15 protein-coding genes and 1 tRNA gene are annotated in these 20,685 nt (G+C 58.7%); 7 read left to right on the forward strand and 9 right to left on the reverse strand.

Annotated features, from left to right (window positions below; all coding sequences use genetic code 11):
- The first annotated feature begins 111 nt into the window (after positions 1 to 111).
- Entirely contained in the window at positions 112 to 909 is a 798-nt protein-coding gene (gene xth / locus JZY08_RS07495) for an exodeoxyribonuclease III (protein WP_216331450.1), read from the forward strand.
- Between the two features lie 50 nt (positions 910 to 959).
- Here the strand turns inward: xth and exoR are convergent, their stop codons facing one another.
- From exoR to JZY08_RS07535, 8 genes are all read right to left on the reverse strand, one after another.
- Positions 960 to 1,754 (reverse strand): exopolysaccharide production regulator ExoR, encoded by a 795-nt coding sequence (exoR, locus tag JZY08_RS07500; RefSeq protein WP_035242437.1) that lies wholly within the window; start codon positions 1,752 to 1,754, stop codon positions 960 to 962.
- Positions 1,741 to 2,049, reverse strand: coding sequence for a hypothetical protein (locus JZY08_RS07505; RefSeq protein ID WP_246231267.1), 309 nt, complete (start codon positions 2,047 to 2,049; stop codon positions 1,741 to 1,743). Before JZY08_RS07505 ends, exoR begins: the two co-directional genes overlap by 14 nt.
- 269 nt (positions 2,050 to 2,318) lie before the next feature.
- Positions 2,319 to 3,608, reverse strand: a complete 1,290-nt coding sequence (locus JZY08_RS07510) for an outer membrane protein transport protein (RefSeq protein WP_216331451.1) — start codon at positions 3,606 to 3,608, stop codon at positions 2,319 to 2,321.
- A gap of 612 nt (positions 3,609 to 4,220) precedes the next feature.
- Positions 4,221 to 7,064 carry a valine--tRNA ligase gene (locus tag JZY08_RS07515; RefSeq protein WP_216331452.1) on the reverse strand — a complete coding sequence of 948 codons (2,844 nt, stop codon included), beginning with the start codon at positions 7,062 to 7,064 and terminating at the stop codon, positions 4,221 to 4,223.
- Between the two features lie 217 nt (positions 7,065 to 7,281).
- Complete coding sequence (popZ, locus tag JZY08_RS07520; protein ID WP_216331453.1) at positions 7,282 to 8,253, reverse strand: cell division protein PopZ; 972 nt, start codon at positions 8,251 to 8,253, stop codon at positions 7,282 to 7,284.
- A 417-nt stretch (positions 8,254 to 8,670) separates the two neighbouring features.
- Positions 8,671 to 9,342 (reverse strand): protein-L-isoaspartate O-methyltransferase, encoded by a 672-nt coding sequence (locus JZY08_RS07525; RefSeq protein ID WP_216331454.1) that lies wholly within the window; start codon positions 9,340 to 9,342, stop codon positions 8,671 to 8,673.
- A gap of 827 nt (positions 9,343 to 10,169) precedes the next feature.
- Positions 10,170 to 10,243, reverse strand: a tRNA-Cys gene (locus JZY08_RS07530).
- Between the two features lie 238 nt (positions 10,244 to 10,481).
- Positions 10,482 to 10,634, reverse strand: coding sequence for a DUF3309 family protein (locus tag JZY08_RS07535; RefSeq protein WP_003495626.1), 153 nt, complete (start codon positions 10,632 to 10,634; stop codon positions 10,482 to 10,484).
- A gap of 775 nt (positions 10,635 to 11,409) precedes the next feature.
- On the opposite strand from JZY08_RS07535, the gene JZY08_RS07540 reads away from it, so the two are divergent.
- Together JZY08_RS07540 and JZY08_RS07545 are read left to right on the forward strand one after the other, a co-directional pair.
- On the forward strand, positions 11,410 to 11,715 hold the full coding sequence (locus tag JZY08_RS07540) for a hypothetical protein (RefSeq protein ID WP_003495622.1): 306 nt from the start codon (positions 11,410 to 11,412) through the stop codon (positions 11,713 to 11,715).
- Positions 11,716 to 11,808: 93 nt separating this feature from the next.
- Positions 11,809 to 12,054, forward strand: coding sequence for a DUF982 domain-containing protein (locus tag JZY08_RS07545; RefSeq protein ID WP_003495620.1), 246 nt, complete (start codon positions 11,809 to 11,811; stop codon positions 12,052 to 12,054).
- 483 nt (positions 12,055 to 12,537) lie between these two features.
- Here the strand turns inward: JZY08_RS07545 and wrbA are convergent, their stop codons facing one another.
- Positions 12,538 to 13,137, reverse strand: coding sequence for an NAD(P)H:quinone oxidoreductase type IV (gene wrbA, locus JZY08_RS07550; protein ID WP_035242433.1), 600 nt, complete (start codon positions 13,135 to 13,137; stop codon positions 12,538 to 12,540).
- 278 nt (positions 13,138 to 13,415) lie between these two features.
- Between wrbA and JZY08_RS07555 the strand changes: the two genes are divergently transcribed.
- The 4 genes from JZY08_RS07555 to JZY08_RS07570 all read left to right on the forward strand — a co-directional run bounded on the left by JZY08_RS07555 (position 13,416) and on the right by JZY08_RS07570 (position 20,677).
- Positions 13,416 to 14,207, forward strand: a complete 792-nt coding sequence (locus JZY08_RS07555) for a competence/damage-inducible protein A (RefSeq protein WP_216331455.1) — start codon at positions 13,416 to 13,418, stop codon at positions 14,205 to 14,207.
- A gap of 190 nt (positions 14,208 to 14,397) precedes the next feature.
- Positions 14,398 to 15,243: a universal stress protein gene (locus JZY08_RS07560; protein ID WP_003495612.1), complete on the forward strand. Its 846-nt coding sequence runs from the start codon at positions 14,398 to 14,400 to the stop codon at positions 15,241 to 15,243.
- A gap of 279 nt (positions 15,244 to 15,522) precedes the next feature.
- The gene (gpt, locus tag JZY08_RS07565; RefSeq protein WP_035223425.1) at positions 15,523 to 16,020 is read left to right on the forward strand and encodes a xanthine phosphoribosyltransferase; all 498 of its coding nucleotides are present in this window, start codon (positions 15,523 to 15,525) and stop codon (positions 16,018 to 16,020) included.
- Between the two features lie 838 nt (positions 16,021 to 16,858).
- Positions 16,859 to 20,677, forward strand: coding sequence for a vitamin B12-dependent ribonucleotide reductase (locus tag JZY08_RS07570; RefSeq protein WP_216331456.1), 3,819 nt, complete (start codon positions 16,859 to 16,861; stop codon positions 20,675 to 20,677).
- Positions 20,678 to 20,685 lie beyond the last annotated feature (8 nt).

The raw sequence follows: 20,685 nt of genomic DNA on the forward strand, positions 1-20,685 counted from the left end.
GATCTACCCTGCCCCGGGCTTCTTTCCACCACATCCTCACCAGCCATTTCCAAAAACGGTGGCAATCGCTTTTGCATCGGGTAAAAGTACCCCCACAAAAGGGAAACTCCGATGAAGATTGCCACCTGGAACATCAATGGCGTCAAGGCGCGTATCGAAAACCTCTGCCAATGGCTGAAGGATTCATCGCCGGACATCGTCTGCCTTCAGGAAATCAAATCCGTCGATGAGGGCTTTCCCCGCCTTGAGATCGAGGCTCTCGGCTATCATGTCGAGACACATGGTCAGAAGGGCTTCAACGGCGTCGCCCTGCTCTCGAAGATGAGGCCGGACGAGATCAATCGCGGCCTGCCGGGAGACGATGCGGACGAACAGGCGCGTTTCATCGAGGGCGTCTTTTCCGTCGATGGCGGCGCGATCCGGGTCTGCTCGCTTTACCTGCCGAACGGCAATCCGCCGGATGATCCGGTCAAATATCCCTACAAGCTCGCCTGGATGGAACGGCTGCGCCGCTTTGCCGAAGATCGCCTTGCGCTTGAGGAACCGCTCATTCTGGCCGGTGACTACAACGTCATCCCCGAACCCTTCGATTGCCACGACCCACGCGTGTGGGAAGGTGACGCCCTGTTCCTGCCGCAGACGCGTTCGGCCTTCCGCAAGCTGGAAAATCTCGGCTTCACCGATGCCGCACGTGCGACGACGGATCAGCCCGGACTTTATTCCTTCTGGGATTATCAGGCCGGCGCATGGCCGAAAAACAACGGCATCCGCATCGACCACCTGATGCTGTCGGCGGAAGCGGCTGACCGTCTGCAATCGGTCAACATCGAAAAACGTGTGCGGGCATGGGAAAAACCGTCCGACCACGTACCGGTCTGCGGTTATTTCGATTTCAGCCCGGTCGGCTGACGGGATCTCGACAGGCGGCTGAGTTCGCCCCAGCCGCAGGCGGCATCAACTCAATCGGGATCGTCGATCCGCATGTTCTGTGCCATCGCGATGGCCGCACGGCGGTCGTTTTCACCAGAGAGCGAAAACGCTTGTTCCTGAAGGCTCTGGATCCAGGTGCAGTCCACCGCCGTGCACTTGTCCAGCGCGGCCGTCATGAAAGCGAGCCCCTGCGTCGTCTGGCCTTCCTGGAAGAGCAGATTGCCGAAAATCGACATGGCGCCGGCATGGCCGTGCTTGCGCGCTTGATTAAGCCACTTCTTGGCCTGCTGCACATCCGCCCGGCCACCCTCGCCGGCAAGGATCATTTCCGCCAGACGGAACTGGGCCTCAGCCACGCCAAAGGTGGAAGCAACCTGAAAATAAAGCTGGCGGGCCTGTGAAAGGTCCATCTTCACCGGGCTGCCGGGAATGCCGTGCCGGTAATAATCTGCAAGAGAAAGAAGCGCGTTGACGAAAAAGCCGGTATCCTCGGAGCCCGGCTCGACGCCCTGGCTGGCAATTTCGCTGTAAATCTTGAAGGCTTCGAAGTCGTTCTTGGCAACGCCATCGCCGAAAGCGTACATATTGGCAAGCGCCCAGCGTGAGCCGGTATGGCCCTTTTCGGCCGCGTAGCGATAGGCCTCGACGGCTTCGCCCTTGTTGCCGTTCTTGTAGGCCTTGAAGCCGAACTTGAACAGGTCGAAGGGGCCGGATTCCTTGGTTACGCCGGCATTGATGTCAAAAGCCGCGGCAGGCATTGCGAGCGACGCAAGCAACATGCCCATAAGGAGCGGCTTTAAAACGTTGGCTTCACATTTCAGCATTTCGGCGAACTTCTCTCACTCTTCCCGGCATATAGCCAATACTTGCGGAATACTGCAAAGCCGAACCCCGCCGGGTCGCGATTTTTCGAACACACTGCGTCTTTCCGGCAGCACTTTCCAGCGCACCGCCGGTGGTCTCATGCGGTAATTGCTCAAAATTTTCAGTGAGACAGATATAGGCATAATTTCCGGCAATATAACGGCGTTTCACCGCCTGCCGGTCAGCGCCAAACAAGAAAGCCGGACGAAGTTCCCGTATTACTTGCTTAAACCCTGAATCCAAACCCGTTTTCACTTTTTGCAATTCCAGAGATCCACATCAAACGCCTGCATGTTCTTCCATTCCCGCGTCCATAAACATAAGCCAAGCACTCTGTTTGTGGCGGGAAATGGACGGATATGCCCACATTCCAACGCGTCCCCACGCTTGCAGAAAAGTGTTGCCAAATCGTCACAAAACTTTCGGGCTAGAAAATTTTATCGAGAAAGAATCACAGTCGAAAACGAAAAAAGGCCCGGTTGGTAAACCGGACCTTTCTTTTTGTTCAGGCATGGCGAATGGCGTCAGAACTTGACCTTGACGCCCGTCGAGATCGCCGCCACCAGATCGTTGCCGAAGTCGTAGCCAGCCTCGTTGCCGCAGGTGAAGCCTGCACCACAGGGTCCGCCGTTGATGGAAGAGCTACCCGAGGTCAGGAGGCCGAGAGCACCGGCAATCTTGAACTCGATGTTCTTGTTCGGCGAGTAGACGATCTGCGTGCCAAGCGTCCAGGTGTCGGTCTGGGTGCCGATGATAGTTGATGTACCGCGATCCCAGGTCAGGCTCACAGCACCGCTCCACTGCTCATTGAACTTGTGACCGACGCCGCCGGAAATCGTCCAGCCATCGCGGTAAAACAGGTCGAGCGTGTTCAGCGTGTCCGCGCCGCTTGGAACACATGGAGACGTGCCGACCGCGCAGAAAGGAATGACCTGAATCTGGCTCCAGTCAGTCCACTTCACCGAACCGAAAGCAAGCCAGTCCGGCGCTATGCCGGATTGCACCTTGAGTTCGATGCTGTCCGGCATCGAAACAGAGCCATAGATCGGCACGAGCTTGCCGCCGTATTTCGCGAGCGTCGGAGAGATGGACGGCGGTGTCTGCGGAACACCTCTGACGTCGGCGAAACCGGTCAGGTCGTGATCGACGGCACTGTTATAAACGAGGCTCGCACGGAAGGCGACCTCAGGGATTTCGTAGGCAACGCCGGCGCGCCAACCCCAACCATCACCTTCCATCTCAAGTTTGCCGACGCCGCTGAAGCTGGACCAGGCCGGATTGAGGCCAAGAACGGCCGGTCCAAGAACCTGACGGTATTTATAACCGCTGATCTCCTGGTAGAACCCGCCGCCGATGATCGAAAAGTCACCCTTGCCGACATCGAACTTCACACGGCAGGTGGTGGCATAATTGTGCGACTTGACCTTGGTTTCGATATTGTAGCTCGACCCCTGCCAGATGCCGGGATTGAGATGCGCGCCCCACGGCTGCGAATAATCGAACATGCAGTCGCCCAGATCGCCAACAGCAACCTTGGCACCGATGCGGGTCGACCAGAAATTTTCGGAATCGTCTGCTGTACTCGACCAGGAGGCAGGCAAAGGACCGCTCTTGGCAGGATTGTCACGCGCATTCTTTACCTCGCGCTGCGGCGCGACGAAGGTGGCGGAACTATCCAGAACATAGTCGGACGGGTCGAACAGCAGGTCGATATTATAACCACCGCGCTCAAGGCCACCCGCCAGTGAAGGCGTGACCGCCGCGATGCTGACTGCGAAACATACCGCGCCGCGAAAAATTGCAGTTTTTGCCATCTCTCTCCCCAATCAAGGCAATGTGATCGATGGTAGAGTGAAGTGCTAACGGGCAAATGACAATGTGCCGCAGCGCGGCGCGATCCTGCCCGCACAGCCATTTTTTTACGTAAGTTTTTTATGGATGCCCTCTTATATAATCATTTTAGGCTATTTTTCTAACCCGGTTGGAAAAACTGATACAAAACGAAACAAATTCCCAACCCGAACTGGAAATGTCGCCAAATAACCACAGTTGTGGGTTTCCCGACCAAACCCGCTTATCAGGCCGTTTTCATTGGTTTTTTCAGCTTTTTGCAGCGTTTTCCGCCCGGATCGGACTGAAATAATTGCGCTGTCAGGCTGGAGCGATTCGTCGGTGCGGCGCAGCAATGAAAAGAAATGAATCCTGACAAAACGCAAAAAACGCCCGCTCTCACGGGCTTCATGTAATCGATAAAAGTCGAAAAACTCTCAGCCCTCACCCCAGCCTAAGGGTGAGGAGCCGTTGTCGATCGAGGCCGAGGCTCCTCGGGGGGCAAGCCCGAGGATGACGTTGTATTTAACGGGAGGGCATCCGCGATGGTGCTGCCCTCCTCACGACCCATTTACAACATGCCGCTCGGGCAAACCTTATCCCGCTTCGCTGACACGTTGCAGGGCGGTTCTAAGGCTTGCCAGCTGAACTTCCAGCTCCGCCTTGCGCTCACGCTCGGCTGCCACGACCTCCGGATCGGCATTGGCCACGAATTTTTCATTCGACAGCTTCTTGTCGATGCGCTCCATTTCCGCATCCACCTTGCCGATCGCCTTTTCGAGACGGGCCTTTTCAGCCCCAAGATCGACGAGGTTACCGAGCGGCAGGCACACCGTGGCTTCGCCGACGATGATCTGTGCGGAACCCTTCGGCGCAACATCGGCGCCACGGATTTCATCCGCCCGCGCCAGACGCCGGATGGCGGCGGCATGGCGGTCAAGCCGTGCTTCGGTCGAGGTGTTGGCGCCGACGACCACCAGCGACGCGGTGGCGCCCGGCGGAACGTTCATTTCCGCGCGTGTCGAGCGGATGCCCGAAACCAGATCGATCAGCCAGTTGATTTCCGCAGCCGCAGCATCGTCGCGGAACTCCGGCACCGGCCAGTCGGTAAGGCAGAGAAGATCAGCCCGCTCCTCGCCTTCGCCGGCCGTATGCGCCCACAGCTCTTCCGTCATGAAGGGCATGAAGGGGTGCAGGAGCTTGTAGATCTCATCCAGAACATAGGCCGCGCAGGCCTGCGACTCCGACTTTGCCTTTTCGTCTTCGCCGCTGAAGACGGGCTTCAGCAGTTCCAGATACCAGTCGCAGAACTGGTTCCAGACGAAGCGGTAGAGAATGCCGGAGGCATCGTTGAAGCGGAAGTTTTCAAGGGCCGCCGTCACATCGCGCGCAGTGTTGGCAAGTTCGGTCAGAATCCAGCGGTTGATGGTCAGCGAGGCGGTTTCCGCCAGGAAATGCGGATCGCGCTTCACGCCGTTCATCTCGGCAAAACGCGTCGCATTCCAGAGCTTGGTGCCGAAGTTGCGATAACCGGCAATACGCGCCGGATCGAGCTTCACGTCGCGGCCCTGCGCCGCCATGATGGCAAGCGTGAAACGCAGCGCATCCGCGCCGTATTCATCGATCAGTTCCAGCGGGTCGATGACGTTACCCTTGGACTTCGACATCTTCTGGCCGTTCTTGTCGCGAACCAGAGCGTGGATATAGACGGTGCTGAACGGCTCGACCGGATTGCCCGCATCGTCCTTCATGAAATGCAGGCCCATCTGCATCATGCGGACAACCCAGAATGGGATGATGTCAAAGCCGGTGACGAGGACATTGGTCGGATAGTAGCGCGCCAGTTCCGGCGTCTGCTCGGGCCAGCCAAGCGTCGAGAAGGGCCACAGCGCCGACGAGAACCAGGTATCGAGAACGTCTTCGTCACGCGTCAGGATTTCACCCGGCTTGAAGTTCTCAAGCTTCTCCTCGACCCAGGCCTTCCATGGGCCTTCGTGGGCGATATAGTGCTGGATGGCCGCCTGAAGCGCCTCTTCCTCGGTCTTTTCAACAAAGACCTGCCCGTCCGGGCCGTACCATGCCGGAATCTGGTGTCCCCACCACAATTGCCGCGAGATACACCAGGGCTGGATGTTCTCCATCCATTGGAAATAGGTGTTTTCCCAGTTCTTCGGTACGAAATTGGTGCGGCCTTCGCGAACAGAAGCAATAGCAGGCTGGGCCAGCGTCTTGTTGTCCACCCACCACTGATCGGTCAGGCGCGGCTCAATCGGCACGCCGCCACGGTCGCCATGCGGCACGACGTGCTTGTGTGGCTCGATCTTGTCGAGCAGACCGGCTTCCTCGAAGATTTCGACGATGACCTTGCGGGCGAAGAAGCGATCCTGCCCTTCCAGGCGGTCCCATGCGCCGTGCAGCGCCGCCGGGTGATTGAGGCCCTCGAGGAAATCCTCGTTCTCCTTGATGGAGATTGTGCCGTCGATATTCATGACGTTGATGGCGCGCAGGCCGCAACGCCTGCCGACTTCGAAATCGTTGAAGTCATGTGCGGGCGTGATCTTCACGGCGCCGGTGCCGGCGGTCGGATCGGCATAGTCGTCGGCAACGATCGGGATCTTGCGGCCGACGATCGGCAGGATGACGTGCTTGCCGACGATGCCCTTGTAGCGCTCGTCTTCCGGGTTAACGGCAACGCCGGTATCACCCAGCATGGTCTCTGGCCGGGTGGTGGCGACAACGATGTAGTCGCGCGTTTCGAACTCGGTGGGCTTGCCCTCCTCGTCAAACGCGATCGGATACTGATAGGTCACACCCTTTTCCAGCGGATAACGGAAGTGCCAGAGATTGCCCTTCACTTCCAGCTGTTCGACTTCCATGTCGGAAATCGCGGTCTGCAGCTTCGGATCCCAGTTGACGAGGCGCTTGTCCTTGTAGATCAGGTTCTGCTTGTACAGGGTGACGAAGACCTCGAGCACGGCCTCGGACAGGCCTTCATCCATGGTGAAGCGCTCGCGCGACCAGTCACAGGAAGCACCAAGACGTTTCAGCTGGTTGAAGATCAGACCGCCGGATTCGGCCTTCCATTCCCAGACCTTCTCCACGAAGGCCTCACGGCCCATTTCGCGGCGGCCCGGAAGCTGCTGTTCCATCAGCTTGCGCTCGACCACCATCTGCGTGGCGATGCCGGCATGGTCCATGCCCGGCTGCCACAGCACGTCCTTGCCGCGCATGCGCTCGAAGCGGACCAATATATCCTGCAGCGTGTTGTTGAGCGCGTGGCCCATATGCAGGGAGCCCGTCACATTCGGCGGCGGGATGACGATGGTGAAGGTTTCCGCACCCGGCTTGGCGTTGGCGCCGGCACGAAAAGCGTTCGCCTCGTCCCAGGCTTTCGCGATCTTCGGTTCGACGGTTGCAGAATCGTAGGTCTTTTCGAGCATTTCCTGACCTGAATTTTAGAGTTCTTGTGTGGATTTTTTAAATAAGGATGGACGGTCGAGAGTCAACAGAAACCGACCCCCGAGCGACCTATTGAGAGGCCCCGTCAACGACTATGACCCGATAACGCCTTCATCTTCAACAAAAAAGCCGCCCCGGTGCCGGAGCGGCCTCTGTTTCAATACCTTGCGCGCATTCCAGGATGCGTCCGGACAGGCCTTAGCGGCGCGAGCCGCGCGCCACGCGCTCGATTTCCTCACGCACGAGACGCTCCACCAGGGTCGGCAGATTGTCTTCCAGCCAGTCCTGCAGCATCGGGCGCAGCATGTCGGCAGCCATATCTTCGATCGAACGACGCTCGACGCCATCGAAAACTTCGGCAAGCTCGCTGAAGGATCGGGCGATCTGCGCACCGGCGGCGGCGGAAATGAGGTTGAGCGAGAGGCCTCCCTCATCCTTCGGCTCGGCCAGATCGAATGTCGGCATCTCGACGGCGGGTTCCTGCACGGAAACCTCGAAACGTTCCTCGGCGGCAGGTGCTTCAATGGCGCCGCGCAGCGTCAGCTGATCGAAGCGGTTCTCAAAAGCTGCACTTTCCACAGCGGCGGCGGCAGCGCGATCCTCAGCGGCGAAAGGTGCAGGCTGTTCATTGCTGCTCGCGGCAGCGGCCGCCAGCAGCGGACGCACATCCGTCGGGCGCTGTGGCGCGGCGCGTTCAACCTGTTGCACCGCCGAAGGCTGTGTTGCGATTGGGGAATGGGCGGTGGGAGCCGCCTGCACGGGCTCACGCTGAGCCTGCGCGGCAAATGCCTGCGGCCCCATGGCCGCGTTGCGGTCGGCGGCGGCACGAACACGCGCAGCTACATCGGCCAGCGACATGCTCCTGTCAGAGCCTTCCTGCTGTTCAGACATCGGCTTTTCGGAGGTCGGCCTTTCCGAGGCCGGCGAAAAATCCTGCACCGGCCTTGCGCCGTATGCCTGGTTTGCGGCGGGGGGAACACGGGCCGGCGGGCTGACGGGCTCCGTCACGAAGGCCGCCTCGCTCGCGGCATCGTCTTCATCGTCATAGACGGGCGGCAACTGTCCGGAAAACGCACCGGCAGGCCCGGGCTCGTTGCTCTCGATGATCCGGCGTATGGACGCCAGAATTTCTTCCATGGACGGTTCACGCGCTACGCTTGGCTGAGCCATATCAATCCCCGGTTTCCACTCTCGAGCACCCGGCCGCATCACCTTGGATGCCGGAAAGGGCGCTTTGCACCTGTTCAATTCCTACATCGCGTTTGCGACAATCGCACCCGATCGCCGCCCCGATGCTCTGAAACATGTCAGGTCAAAACCGCCAAGCGTCTTTGCCATCCCTGTCGCAGGCTCATGCGGGGCAGAAATACGCACACCCCGAATCACCCTTAGTTTAGGGCAGCATAGTCAGGAACTAAATCACTGATTCGACAACTTTCGCGGTGATGCACAGCTTTGTGAGAGCAGCCTTTTTTTTCGGCAAGGCCGAGGATTATGTCTGAGCAAACGGCGGCCCCTGCCCGCAAAAACAAACGCCGGGGTGAAAACTCCACCCCGGCGTCAAAACAGGATAATCGTTTCCGTGGATCAGAAAACGAATTCGGCCGCCTTGGCGAAGCCCGGCAGGGGCTTGATCGAGGCATTGAAGGATGTCACGGCCGATGTGCTGTTGCCGTCGCGGCGATAGACGGTGGCCTTGGCAGCATTGCCATATCCGACAACCACGACCAGACGTCCGCCGTCCCGCAGCTGATCGGTCAGCGCGGCCGGCACTTCCTCGACGGAACCGTTGACGAAAACCAGGTCATAGGGCGCTTCGCCCGCATAACCCTTTTCAAGATCGCCGGTGACGACGGCAACATTGTCATATCCAAGCGACGCCAGGGTCTCGGTCGCCTGAGCCGCCAGCGTCTCGTCGCATTCGAGCGACACAACCGAACCGGCGAGCTGGGACAGAATGGCGGCCGTATAACCGGCGCCGCCGCCGACTTCCAGAACCACGTCCTCCTTGGACACGGCAGCAAGCTGCAGAAGCTTTGCCAGCGGCGAAGCCTTCATGACGTAACGGGCCGGGCGGCCATCCCGGGCGGGACAGATCTGCAGATCCTCGTCCACATAGGCAATCTGCCGCACGCCCGCCGGCACGAAAGCCTCGCGCGGCACGCTCAAAAACGCCTTCAGCACCGAATGCGACGTCACATCGGTCGTGCGCAACTGGCTATCGACCATATTGGCGCGTGCGGTTTCGAAATCCATCATATCGTTATCGCCTCAATTTCGCGGATGCCGGTCGGGAAGCCTCGGCTCCAAAAGCTCAAAACGGCACGGGTCTCCCCTCGCCTTTAAACAATCTCATAATTGCCCAAGCCTGCGCTTTCAAGCGCGGTGAACCGGAAGTGCGGGAAAAAGCGAAATGGCGGGGATTTTTAGAACAATAGGAACGGGAATGACCGTAACAGAGTGCGACGTGGCCAGGACGACAGGTTCTGTTGATGAGATTTTGGAGGCTTCGCCCGAAATTCCAAACGTCGGCTCTTATACTGGCTGACGACTCTCACGCGTCAGCTGTGTGTCCTGCGGACATTTACGGTCTCGTTTCTTTGTCCTTCTTCGCCTGATCGTGATGCCACTTGATGGCGAAGAACATGCCCGTCCCCAAGACGAGAACCTTGAGCGGAAAGACGACTATAGGGAATAAATCTACCCAATCCCAATCCATCATTTCGAATATTTCCAAGCTGTTACGTGACACTATCGATCGTGAAGAGCGCTATCTCAAAATAGGGGCGTCAACAACTTCAATCCATGTCCCCACGCAGGGTCTTTTTGACGCAGCCAACGGGTTCGCTTCGTCGGGGGGCTTGCGTCATGCAGCAACGATCTCCCGTTTGGCACTCATCATCGAGAATGTACACGAGGGACGCCGAACGTGGAGCCGGATCGCAGGTGTTACCCCGCCGATGACGCGATGATGGGATAAATTGGATATGGAAAGCCCCGGCCAAAGGACGGCAAACGGTTCACATGGCCACACCTGGATAATAAGGAAGGTATTTCAGATATTTGCTCCCGGTGAAGGAGCCGATTGGAGGCCTCGCCCGGAATTGAACCGGGGTACAAGGATTTGCAGTCCTCTGCGTCACCACTCCGCCACGAGGCCTCACACGCTCTTCAATTCGAGCGATGGCGGGCATTTAGAACGAATCCATTTTGGGCGCAAGAGGGTTCGTTCCGAATGTGATGTTTTTTAGGACCCGATCGAACAAGCTCGGGCGGCGGCCCTCTAAGCCATTCGAATTTCGTGTTTTTTTGTATCTTCCTCATATTTCAGAAGAAACAACGCCCGCATTGACGCCTTTGCGCCAATGCGGGCGTTGCTGCATCTTCAATGCTGTCGGTCAAATACGCCCAAGCAAAACCAGGATCAGGACGATGACAAGAACGAGCCCGAGGCCGCCCGATGGGCCATAGCCGTAATTGTGGTAACCCCAGCTTGGCAGAGCGCCGATCAGGAAAAGAATGAGCAGGATAACGAGGATGGTGCCGAGCATGTATAACCCTCCATTATTGGCATGTGTCCTGCCGGCTTTAATGATGGAAGGGTGCAAATGGTTCCCGTTTCCTTCGTCTGCTGCAACTTGAAGCGAAACGGGCATCCCGTTCCCTTTCAACGGGTTAAACCGTCCTTGACGAACAGTGCGGCCAATTGAGCTCCCGCATGGCGGGAAAAAGCGACTTCCGTTTCCATGGCTGTATAAAGATTTGCCGGATAATATCCTCAGGATCCGGAGACTGCAGCCGCATGTCACGGTGCACCACAGGCGTCCTGCCCCGAACATCAACCATGGTAGCTATTTATTCGAGGTAATTTCTCGGTCTATGTATATTAGCGATCACTCGTCATACTTGAAGAAGTCACCCGACCCCTGAAACTGGCGGGAGGACGGAGAGGCCTGGTATCACCGGCAGTGCGCCAGGCCTCCCCCCGCAGGCTCCACCGCACAGACATTACCTCTTCAGCCGACAATTACCCCCTCCCCACAGGCACACGGAATTTTGACCGGCGGTGCCGTACGCAGCTCTTGCCTTGCCTCTTTGTCTCCGGTTAGACCCCCGGAATGGGAGGGAGAAACGAGAATCATATGTCCGGTTTTGCGAACCTCATCCCGCTTTTCATCTTCGGCCTCGTCGTCTACGCTTTCTTTCGCTGGGTTGCGCGCGACATTCAAAATCCAAAGAGCAAATAGCCGGGGCAAATTGTCCCTGCCGTTGTCGGGAACCGCCGCGCCTCCATATCGTTTTCGCAGACGCACTTCGGAGGACAGAATGAAAACGCTCGTATCATCGGCCACTATCGCGCTTGCGCTGGCACTTACCGGATGCACCACAGCCGGGCCGGCCGGCTATGTCGGCCCCGCGCCCTATGTCGAACCCATCCCCGGCAGCATCATCTACAGAGGCCAGCCGCGCACCAAGCTGACGAAGTCGCCGATCGGCAGCACCTTCAGCCATGAATTCCGTATCGACGGCAGCACCAGGGCGGTGGAAACCTATCGAATCGCGCCGGATCGCTCGCTGGAGCTCATCGACCGCCGGATCATTCGCGACTGGCTGTTCGGGCGCGACGACTGACCGCAACGCACCCGGCAAAACGGCCCGCTAACGGGATTGCGCATCCCACCCGCTTCGTTTAGAGCCGGGGACGATAACCAATACGGATAAGCGATGAACACGCGCTGGCAAAAACCCGTCCTGATCGCGTTCGAAACGCCGGGCGACTATACGAGTATCGAGACCACGCAGGCGGCTTCCTGGGCGCTGATCGAGGATTGGCCGATAGAGGATGGCGACGCGCTGGACAAGGCGCTCTTGGTCTGCGCCGCCGTCGACGCCGGCAAAAAGAAGCCCGAAGATGCGCGCAAGGCCTTCATCGCCGCGGCAATCGAAGCGGGTCTCGATATCAAGGCGTAACAATACGCGCTCTTTGATGCTGAATTTTCAAGATAACGGGTTTGATGGAACGAAACAGATGGAAGCTTCCGGAAACATGAAAAAAGCCCTGTTCATATTCCTCCTCTCCTGCCTCGCAATCGGCCTTCTCGGCCATCTCGTCGTTGCCTTCGTCGTTACCGGCTGAACGCGAAATCCCTCTCCGCCGCACGGCGGAACGGTGGCCCGTTAAAAATTCCTAAATTTCATTCTTCTGTTATGGAACCGCGATAGATTTTTTCCGTTCTCTTTTCGATCAAACAAGGAGGATTGAAATGCGTGACGGATTGAACGGTTTTCTAGAAATCTCGATGCTCGGCTTCGTGGTCGCAAGCTGCCTTTTCATGGTCAACCTGCCGATCTGACCCGCCTTAAAATCATTCCCCTCCGGGACCGGCGATGTGAGACGCCGGAATAAGAAAATGCGGCCTTTCGGGCCGCATTTCTTTTTTCAGCAATTCGGGCTCAAGCCGAAAGCTTGGCGGCAAGCTTCGCCACATGCGCGCCCTGATAGCGAGCAGCTTCCAGTTCGATCTGCGAAGGCTGGCGCGAACCGTCACCGTCGGTGATGGTGGAGGCGCCATAGGGCGAACCACCCTTGATTTCATCGACGCCCATCTGGCCCTGGAAGGCATAGGGAAGACCGACAACGGCCATGCCGTGGTGCAGGAAGGTGGGAATGAAACCGAGGATGGTCGATTCCTGACCGCCATGCTGCGTGGCGGACGAGGTGAAGGCAGAGCCGACCTTGCCGACCAGCTTGCCGTTGAACCAGAGACCGCCGGTCTGATCCCAGAAATTGCGCATCTGCGAAGCGACCGTGCCGAAACGCGTGCCGGCGCCAACGATGATGGCGTCATAATCGGCCAGTTCGTCCACGGTGGCGATCGGCGCTGCCTGATCCATCTTGAAGTGCGAGGACTTGGCGACTTCTTCCGGCACCAGTTCCGGTACACGTTTGACGACGACTTCCGCGCCGGTCGACTTCACGCCTTCTGCAACAGCGTAGGCCATCGTCTCGATGTGACCGTAAGAAGAATAATAGAGGACCAAAACTTTCGTCATTCTCTTCGTTTCCCTTGTTGGAACTGTTTCCGGCGTACCGGCGATAAGTTTCTTTAAAAACTCGATGATCATCGGCGTTGACCCGTCAAATGTGTGTGAAGGAAAGGTAGCGGACGAGCCCGCATCCCGCCAGCCGGGGATTGGCATACGCACTGTTCACCATGAGTGAACGCAAACTGGCATCGTCAACCATTTCCCGTTTTGCGTTTATTCAAAACCGCTTTGCATTCACGCCGAGGCGGCGTTAACGTCGCTCGAAACAGATGACGAGTGCAACCATGTCCAATCCCTCCTCCACCCAATCCGTCGTGACCGCCGCCATGCTCGCCATTGGCGATGAATTGCTGTCGGGCCGCACCAAGGACAAGAATATAGGGCATCTCGCGGATGTTCTCACCATGTCGGGGATTGACCTCAAGGAGGTGCGCATCGTCGCCGACGAGGAGGATGCGATCGTCGAGGCGCTGAACGCCCTTCGCAGCCGTTATGATTACGTGTTCACCTCCGGCGGCATCGGCCCGACCCATGATGACATCACTGCCGATGCGGTATCAGTGGCATTCGGCCTGCCCTGCGAACACGATGCCGAGGCGCTGCGCCTCCTCGGCGAGATGTACCGCGTCCGCGAAATGGAATTCACCGAAGCGCGCAAGCGCATGGCGCGCATGCCAAGAGGTGCAAGGCATATCGCCAATCCCGTTTCCGTCGCCCCCGGCTTCGTCATCGGCAATGTTTATGTCATGGCCGGCGTGCCGCAGGTATTTCAGGCCATGCTCGACAATGTCATGCCGACATTGCGCACCGGTTCGAAAGTCATGTCGCAGGCGGTGCGCTCGCCCTATGGCGAAGGCGACATCGGCACGCCACTGACGGCCATCCAGAAAGCACATCCCGAAACCAGCATCGGCTCCTACCCCAAATATGACGGACAGCGCTTTTCGACGGAGATCGTCGTTCGCGCCCGCGACGCCACCGTCCTGAAGGCAGCGGCGGACGCGGTTGCATCGATGATCGAAACAATCGGCGAGGAAAAACGGCTGGCAGCCAGCAAGGGCGATGCAACCGCCTGAGCTGGAAGCGGGTTGACCAAAATCAAGGTGGCGGCCAGCAAAGGCGGCCACTCTCCCCCCAGAGCATTTCCAGGAAGAGCGGAACCGCTTTTCTGTCCGGACAATGCGAAAAACAATGACCTAGATCGTTCCGGCTATTCGAAGACAAGCCGGAACAATCTGAAAACGACGTGTCACCGAGGAGAGAAAAATGGGTTATAAAACGATACTGACAGTGGTCGATAATGTTGCGAACACGCAAAAGCTCGGCGAATTCGTCGTAAGCCTTGCCGACCAGTTTTCCTCGCATGTGATTGGCCTGCACATGGAAACACTCGCCGCCGTTCCGCTTGTCGCGCCGATGGAAATTCCCGACCCCGCAACCGTCCAGGCGCTTCAGGACGTCGCGCATAAGGAAACCACCGATGTCGGTACGCTTTTCGAGCGCACGCTATCGGCCAACGGCATTTCGCATGAATGGCGCAGTTTCGTCACCTCGGTTGGTTACGCCTCCGCATCGGCGATCGACAGCGCCCGCTGCGCCGATCTCATCGTTGCCCGCCAAAGCAGTTCTTCTGCACTCTCCGACAGCCGCTCTGACATCGATGGTTTTCTTTATGAAAGCGGCCGCCCCGTTCTCCTTGTCCCGCATGTGCTCACCGTCGCCAAACCGATCAAGCGCGTGCTGATCGCCTGGAACGGCTCCCGTGAAGCGACACGTGCTACCTTCGACGCCCTGCCCTTCCTGATCGCGGCCGAAAGCGTTGAGATCTTCTCCGTCGATCAGGCCGAGAGCGAAACGCAGTCCTCGGGCCTTGCCGGTGCGGAACTCGCCGCCACACTTGCCCGCCACGGCGTCAACGTCACGGTCACCTCGCAGGAAAAGATCGCCGGCGTCTCGCCGCAGGCGGCCATCGAAAACCGCCTGTCCGACCACAGCATCGACCTTCTGGTCATGGGCGCCTATGGCCATTCCCGCTGGTGGGAGCTGCTGTTCGGCGGCGTGACCCGCACGCTCCTCGATTCCATGACGGCGCTGACGCTGCTGTCGCGCTAAGATACATTGACGTCTGAATGTGGGCCGAGCGCCTTCCGCGTGTTTCTTCTCCCCGCCGGGGAGAAGGTCGCGGCAGCGGGATGAGGGGCAAGCTCTCCGAAATCCGGCAACGTTTCCCCCTCATCCGAACCTTCGGGCCACCTTCTCCCCGGCGGGGAGAAGAAACAAGCTGCGATCTTGCAGTCAACACAATGCTCCCTGCGCGGAAAGCTTGCCTTTTTGCAGGTCTTGCGGCTATTAGCCAAAGCCATCGACAATTTTGACCAGATGGTAGACGACATGTCCCTTCCCGATAAAGCCTTTCCCGTATCCTGGGATCAGTTCCACCGCGACGCCCGCGCGCTTGCCTGGCGTCTTGCCGGTCTCGACAAAGAGTTCCGGGCAATCGTCTGTATCACCCGCGGCGGCCTCGTGCCGGCGGCGATCATTTCCCGCGAACTGAACATCCGCATGATCGATACGGTCTGCATCGCCACCCGCCATGATTACGTCAATCAGGGCGACACGGTTCTTCTGAAGGGCGTGGCGCCGGAACTGATGACGGATAGCGGCGAAGGCGTGCTCGTCGTCGACGATCTGACCGATACCGGCAAGACGGCATTGGAAGTACGCGAAATGTTGCCGAAGGCGCATTTCGCCTGTGTTTACGCCAAGCCGAAGGGCGTGCCGACCATCGACACTTTTGTGACCGAAGTCAGCCAGGACACCTGGATTTATTTTCCCTGGGACATGGGCTTCACCTATCAGGAGCCGATCGCCAAGGGATCGCGCGGCTGATTGCCCACAGAGGAACCCATTTCTCATCCGTCATCCGGCCTTGAGCCGGAATCCAGCCACGGCGCGTCTGCGCCGTGAGAAGAGTCTCTCGCGATCACGGACTTGATCGCGCTGGACCCCGGATCAAGTCCGGGGTGACGGAGTGCGGATGCACCAACCGCGCAAAACTTGCCTCAGCAATATCCACTCTTTCGCCGTCCTGCCGGGGCGGCTTTTTTGTGTGAAACGGCCTTTTTGACGACGACAGAAAAACACGGAAAAACCGCAGTGTCGCCTTTATGCCTCACCCCGGAAATGTGCGGTTTTCGCATTCCGCTGCGGAAACCAGCCTCGCGCAAGCTTCAAATTCTCTCGCCAAGTCACTGATTTTTTTGAACGCTTTTGCTTTCCCCGTTTTCCACAGGCTGTTCACACAATATCTTGTGGTTAAAAAACGGTTTCAATCTATGGCTTGACGAATCTATGCCACGGGAGGAAAGTGACAGTTATGTTGCGGCGGCAACGGACCGGAAAGTAACGAGGCCGGTTCCTCTCAATCTCAGCTCGCAAGTCCTTAACGGGGCGTCCCGGCCATCAGGGGGCGGTTCGCCGGTGGATTCCGCGTGCTTTCGAGTACCGCCAAAAACATGACGCGGGGACTGGCGGCAGGAAGCTGTTGATACTATATTTAGTATTCCACACGATGCTTGCAGCCGAATAAGCCACGAGATACAGGGATCACATCCAAGGATGAACATCCCTTACAGAACGGCAACAACCGGCTGCGCGCATAGTTCGCACGGCTGGACTGGATTTTTGCGCCCTTCACCGGGCGCCCAATGGACGAGGACAGGAAACCATGCGCATTGAACGCCGCTTCACGAAGCCCGGCCAATCGTCTTACGCGGAAATCGAATTCCGCAAGGCCGTCAGTGAAATCAAGAACCCGGATGGATCCATCGTGTTCCGTCTGGCGGATATCGACGTTCCCGCGCAGTTTTCGCAGGTCGCCACGGATGTTCTGGCGCAGAAATATTTCCGCAAGGCCGGCGTGCCGAAGGTGCTGAAGAAGGTCGAGGAAAACGATGTTCCTTCCTTCCTGTGGCGTTCGGTTGCCGATGAGAAAGCCCTGAAAGAGCTGCCCGAATCCGAGCGTTACGGCTCCGAGACCGATGCGCGTCAGGTTTTCGACCGTCTGGCCGGCACCTGGGCCTATTGGGGCTGGAAGGGCAAATATTTCTCTTCCGAGGAAGATGCACTCGCCTTCCGCGACGAGCTTGCCTACATGCTCGCCACCCAGCGCGTCGCCCCCAACAGCCCGCAATGGTTCAACACCGGCCTGCACTGGGCCTATGGCATTGACGGCCCCGGCCAGGGCCACTTCTATGTCGACCCCTTCACCGGCAAGCTGACCAAGTCCAAATCCGCTTACGAACATCCGCAGCCGCATGCCTGCTTCATCCAGTCCGTCGAAGACGATCTGGTCAATGAAGGCGGCATCATGGACCTGTGGGTGCGTGAAGCGCGCCTGTTCAAATACGGCTCCGGCACCGGCTCCAACTTCTCCTACCTGCGTGGCGAAGGCGAAAAGCTTTCGGGCGGCGGCAAGTCCTCCGGCCTGATGAGCTTCCTCAAGATCGGCGACCGCGCAGCCGGCGCCATCAAGTCCGGCGGCACCACCCGCCGTGCAGCGAAGATGGTCGTTGTTGATGCTGACCACCCGGATATCGAAGCCTATATCGACTGGAAGGTGAACGAGGAGCAGAAGGTTGCCGCTCTCGTCACCGGCTCCAAGATCGTCGCCAAGCACCTCAAGGCGATCATGAAGGCCTGCGTCAACTGCGAGGCTGACAATGGTGACTGCTTCGACCCGGCCAAGAACCCTGCCCTGAAGCGCGAAATCCGCGCTGCCAAGAAGGACATGGTGCCGGAAAACTACGTCAAGCGCGTCATCCAGTTCGCCGAACAGGGTTACAAGGACATCCAGTTCAAGACCTATGACACGGATTGGGATTCCGAAGCCTATCTCACGGTGTCGGGCCAGAACTCCAACAACTCCGTCTCGCTGAAGGACGACTTCCTGCGCGCTGTCGAAAATGACGGCGACTGGAACCTCACCGCCCGCAAGGACGGCAAGGTCATGAAGACGCTGAAGGCGCGCGATCTCTGGGAAAAGATTTCCCACGCCGCCTGGGCATCGGCCGATCCGGGCCTGCACTTCAACACCACCATGAACGACTGGCACACCTCGCCGGCCGAAGGCCCGATCCGCGCCTCCAACCCGTGCTCGGAATATATGTTCCTCGATGACACGGCCTGCAACCTTGCCTCGCTGAACCTGCTTCAGTTCAAGGATCAGGCGACGAAGCGCATCGACATCGCCGATTACGAACATGCCGTGCGCCTGTGGACTGTCGTGCTCGAAGTCTCCGTCATGATGGCGCAGTTCCCCTCGCGCCAGATTGCCGAACGCTCCTACGAATACCGCACGCTCGGCCTCGGTTACGCCAATATTGGCGGCCTCTTGATGTCCTCCGGCATTCCCTATGACAGCGACGAAGGCCGCGCCATTGCCGGTGCGCTGACCGCGATCATGACGGGCGTTTCCTATGCCACCTCGGCTGAAATGGCCGGCGAGCTTGGCCCCTTCCCGGGCTTTGCACCGAACCGCGACAACATGCTGCGCGTCATCCGCAACCACCGCCGCGCCGCTCATGGCCTCTCCGATGGTTATGAAGGCCTGTCGGTGAACCCGGTTGCCCTCATCCATGCCGATTGCACGGATCAGGACCTCATCGCCCACGCCACTGCCGCTTGGGACAAGGCGCTGGAACTCGGCGAAAAGAACGGCTACCGCAACGCCCAGACCACGGTTATCGCGCCGACCGGCACGATCGGCCTCGTGATGGATTGCGACACGACCGGCATCGAGCCCGACTTCGCGCTGGTGAAGTTCAAGAAGCTCGCCGGCGGCGGTTATTTCAAGATCATCAACCGCGCGGTTCCGGATGCGCTGCGTTCGCTCGGTTATTCCGAAAGCCAGATCGCCGAGATCGAGGCCTATGCCGTCGGCCATGGCAATCTCAACCAGGCGCCCGGCATCAACCCCTCGACGCTGAAGGCCAAGGGCTTCACCGATGAGAAGATCGAAGCCGTCAACGCCGCGCTGAAGAGCGCCTTCGACATCAAGTTCGTCTTCAACCAGTGGACGCTCGGCGCCGATTTCCTCAAGGGCACCCTGAAGGTCACCGACGAGCAGCTCTCCGACATCAGCTTCAACCTCTTGGAGCATCTCGGCTTCGGCAAGAAGGACATCGAAGCGGCGAACGTGCACGTCTGCGGCGCGATGACGCTGGAAGGCGCACCGTTCCTGAAGAACGAACACCTGCCGGTGTTCGATTGCGCCAACCCCTGCGGCAAGATCGGCAAGCGTTATCTCTCGGTCGAGTCGCATATCCGCATGATGGCGGCGGCACAGCCCTTCATCTCGGGTGCGATCTCCAAGACGATCAACATGCCGAATGACGCGACGGTGGAAGATTGCGGCGCAGCCTACATGCTCTCCTGGAAGCTGGCGCTGAAGGCCAACGCCCTTTACCGCGATGGTTCCAAGCTTTCCCAGCCGCTCAACGCTTCGCTGGTGGAAGACGATGATGAAGAGGATCTGGTCGAAGAACTGGTCCAGCAGCCGCTCGCCCAGCAGGCCGTGACGATCACCGAAAAGATCGTCGAACGCGTCATCGAGCGGGTATCGCGCGAGCGTGAAAAGCTGCCGAACCGCCGTCAGGGCTACACCCAGAAGGCAACGGTCGGCGGTCACAAGGTCTATCTGCGCACCGGCGAATTCGGCGACGGCCGCATCGGCGAAATCTTCATCGACATGCACAAGGAAGGTGCCGCCTTCCGTGCGATGATGAACAACTTCGCCATCGCCATTTCGCTCGGCCTGCAATATGGCGTGCCGCTGGAAGAATATGTGGAGGCCTTCACCTTCACTAAGTTCGAACCGGCCGGCATGGTGCAGGGCAACGACGCGATCAAGAACGCCACGTCGATCCTCGACTACGTGTTCCGTGAACTCGCCGTCTCCTATCTCGGCCGTCACGACCTCGCCCATGTCGATACGTCTGACTTCTCCAATACCGCACTCGGCAAGGGCATCCAGGAAGGCAAGACCAACCTGCTTTCCACCGGCTGGACACGCGGTTACAAGCCGACGCTGGTTTCCAGCAACGAAGGCGAACGCTCCGCTTCCGAACCCAAGGGCTCGGCAACGGCAGCCCCCGCCCGCGCCTCGGCCAACGTGACCTCCTTCGCCGGCTCCGCCGCCCGCAAGCTGGAACCGACGGTCGCCATCGCAACCTCCGAAATCGTCTCCTTCAAGCGGGACTATGAAGAGCGCGCCAAGGAGCTGGCGGAAGAGATTGCCGAAGAGGTAATCGACGACGTGGCCCAGGAAGCCAACCAGACCGCCACCGCCCTCTTCTCCGACAAGGCCGCCGCCGACGCGGCATCGGCCAAGGCGGAAGCCAAGAAGGTGGAAAACGAACGCCGCATGCGCTCCATTGCACAGGGCTACACGGGCAACATGTGCTCGGAATGCCAGAACTTCACGATGGTGCGGAACGGCACTTGCGAGAAGTGCGATACTTGCGGTGCGACGAGCGGTTGCAGCTAAGTTTTAGC

Source organism: Rhizobium sp. X9, assembly GCF_018873185.1.
In the GTDB taxonomy this organism is placed as follows: Bacteria; Pseudomonadota; Alphaproteobacteria; order Rhizobiales; family Rhizobiaceae; genus Agrobacterium; species Agrobacterium oryzihabitans.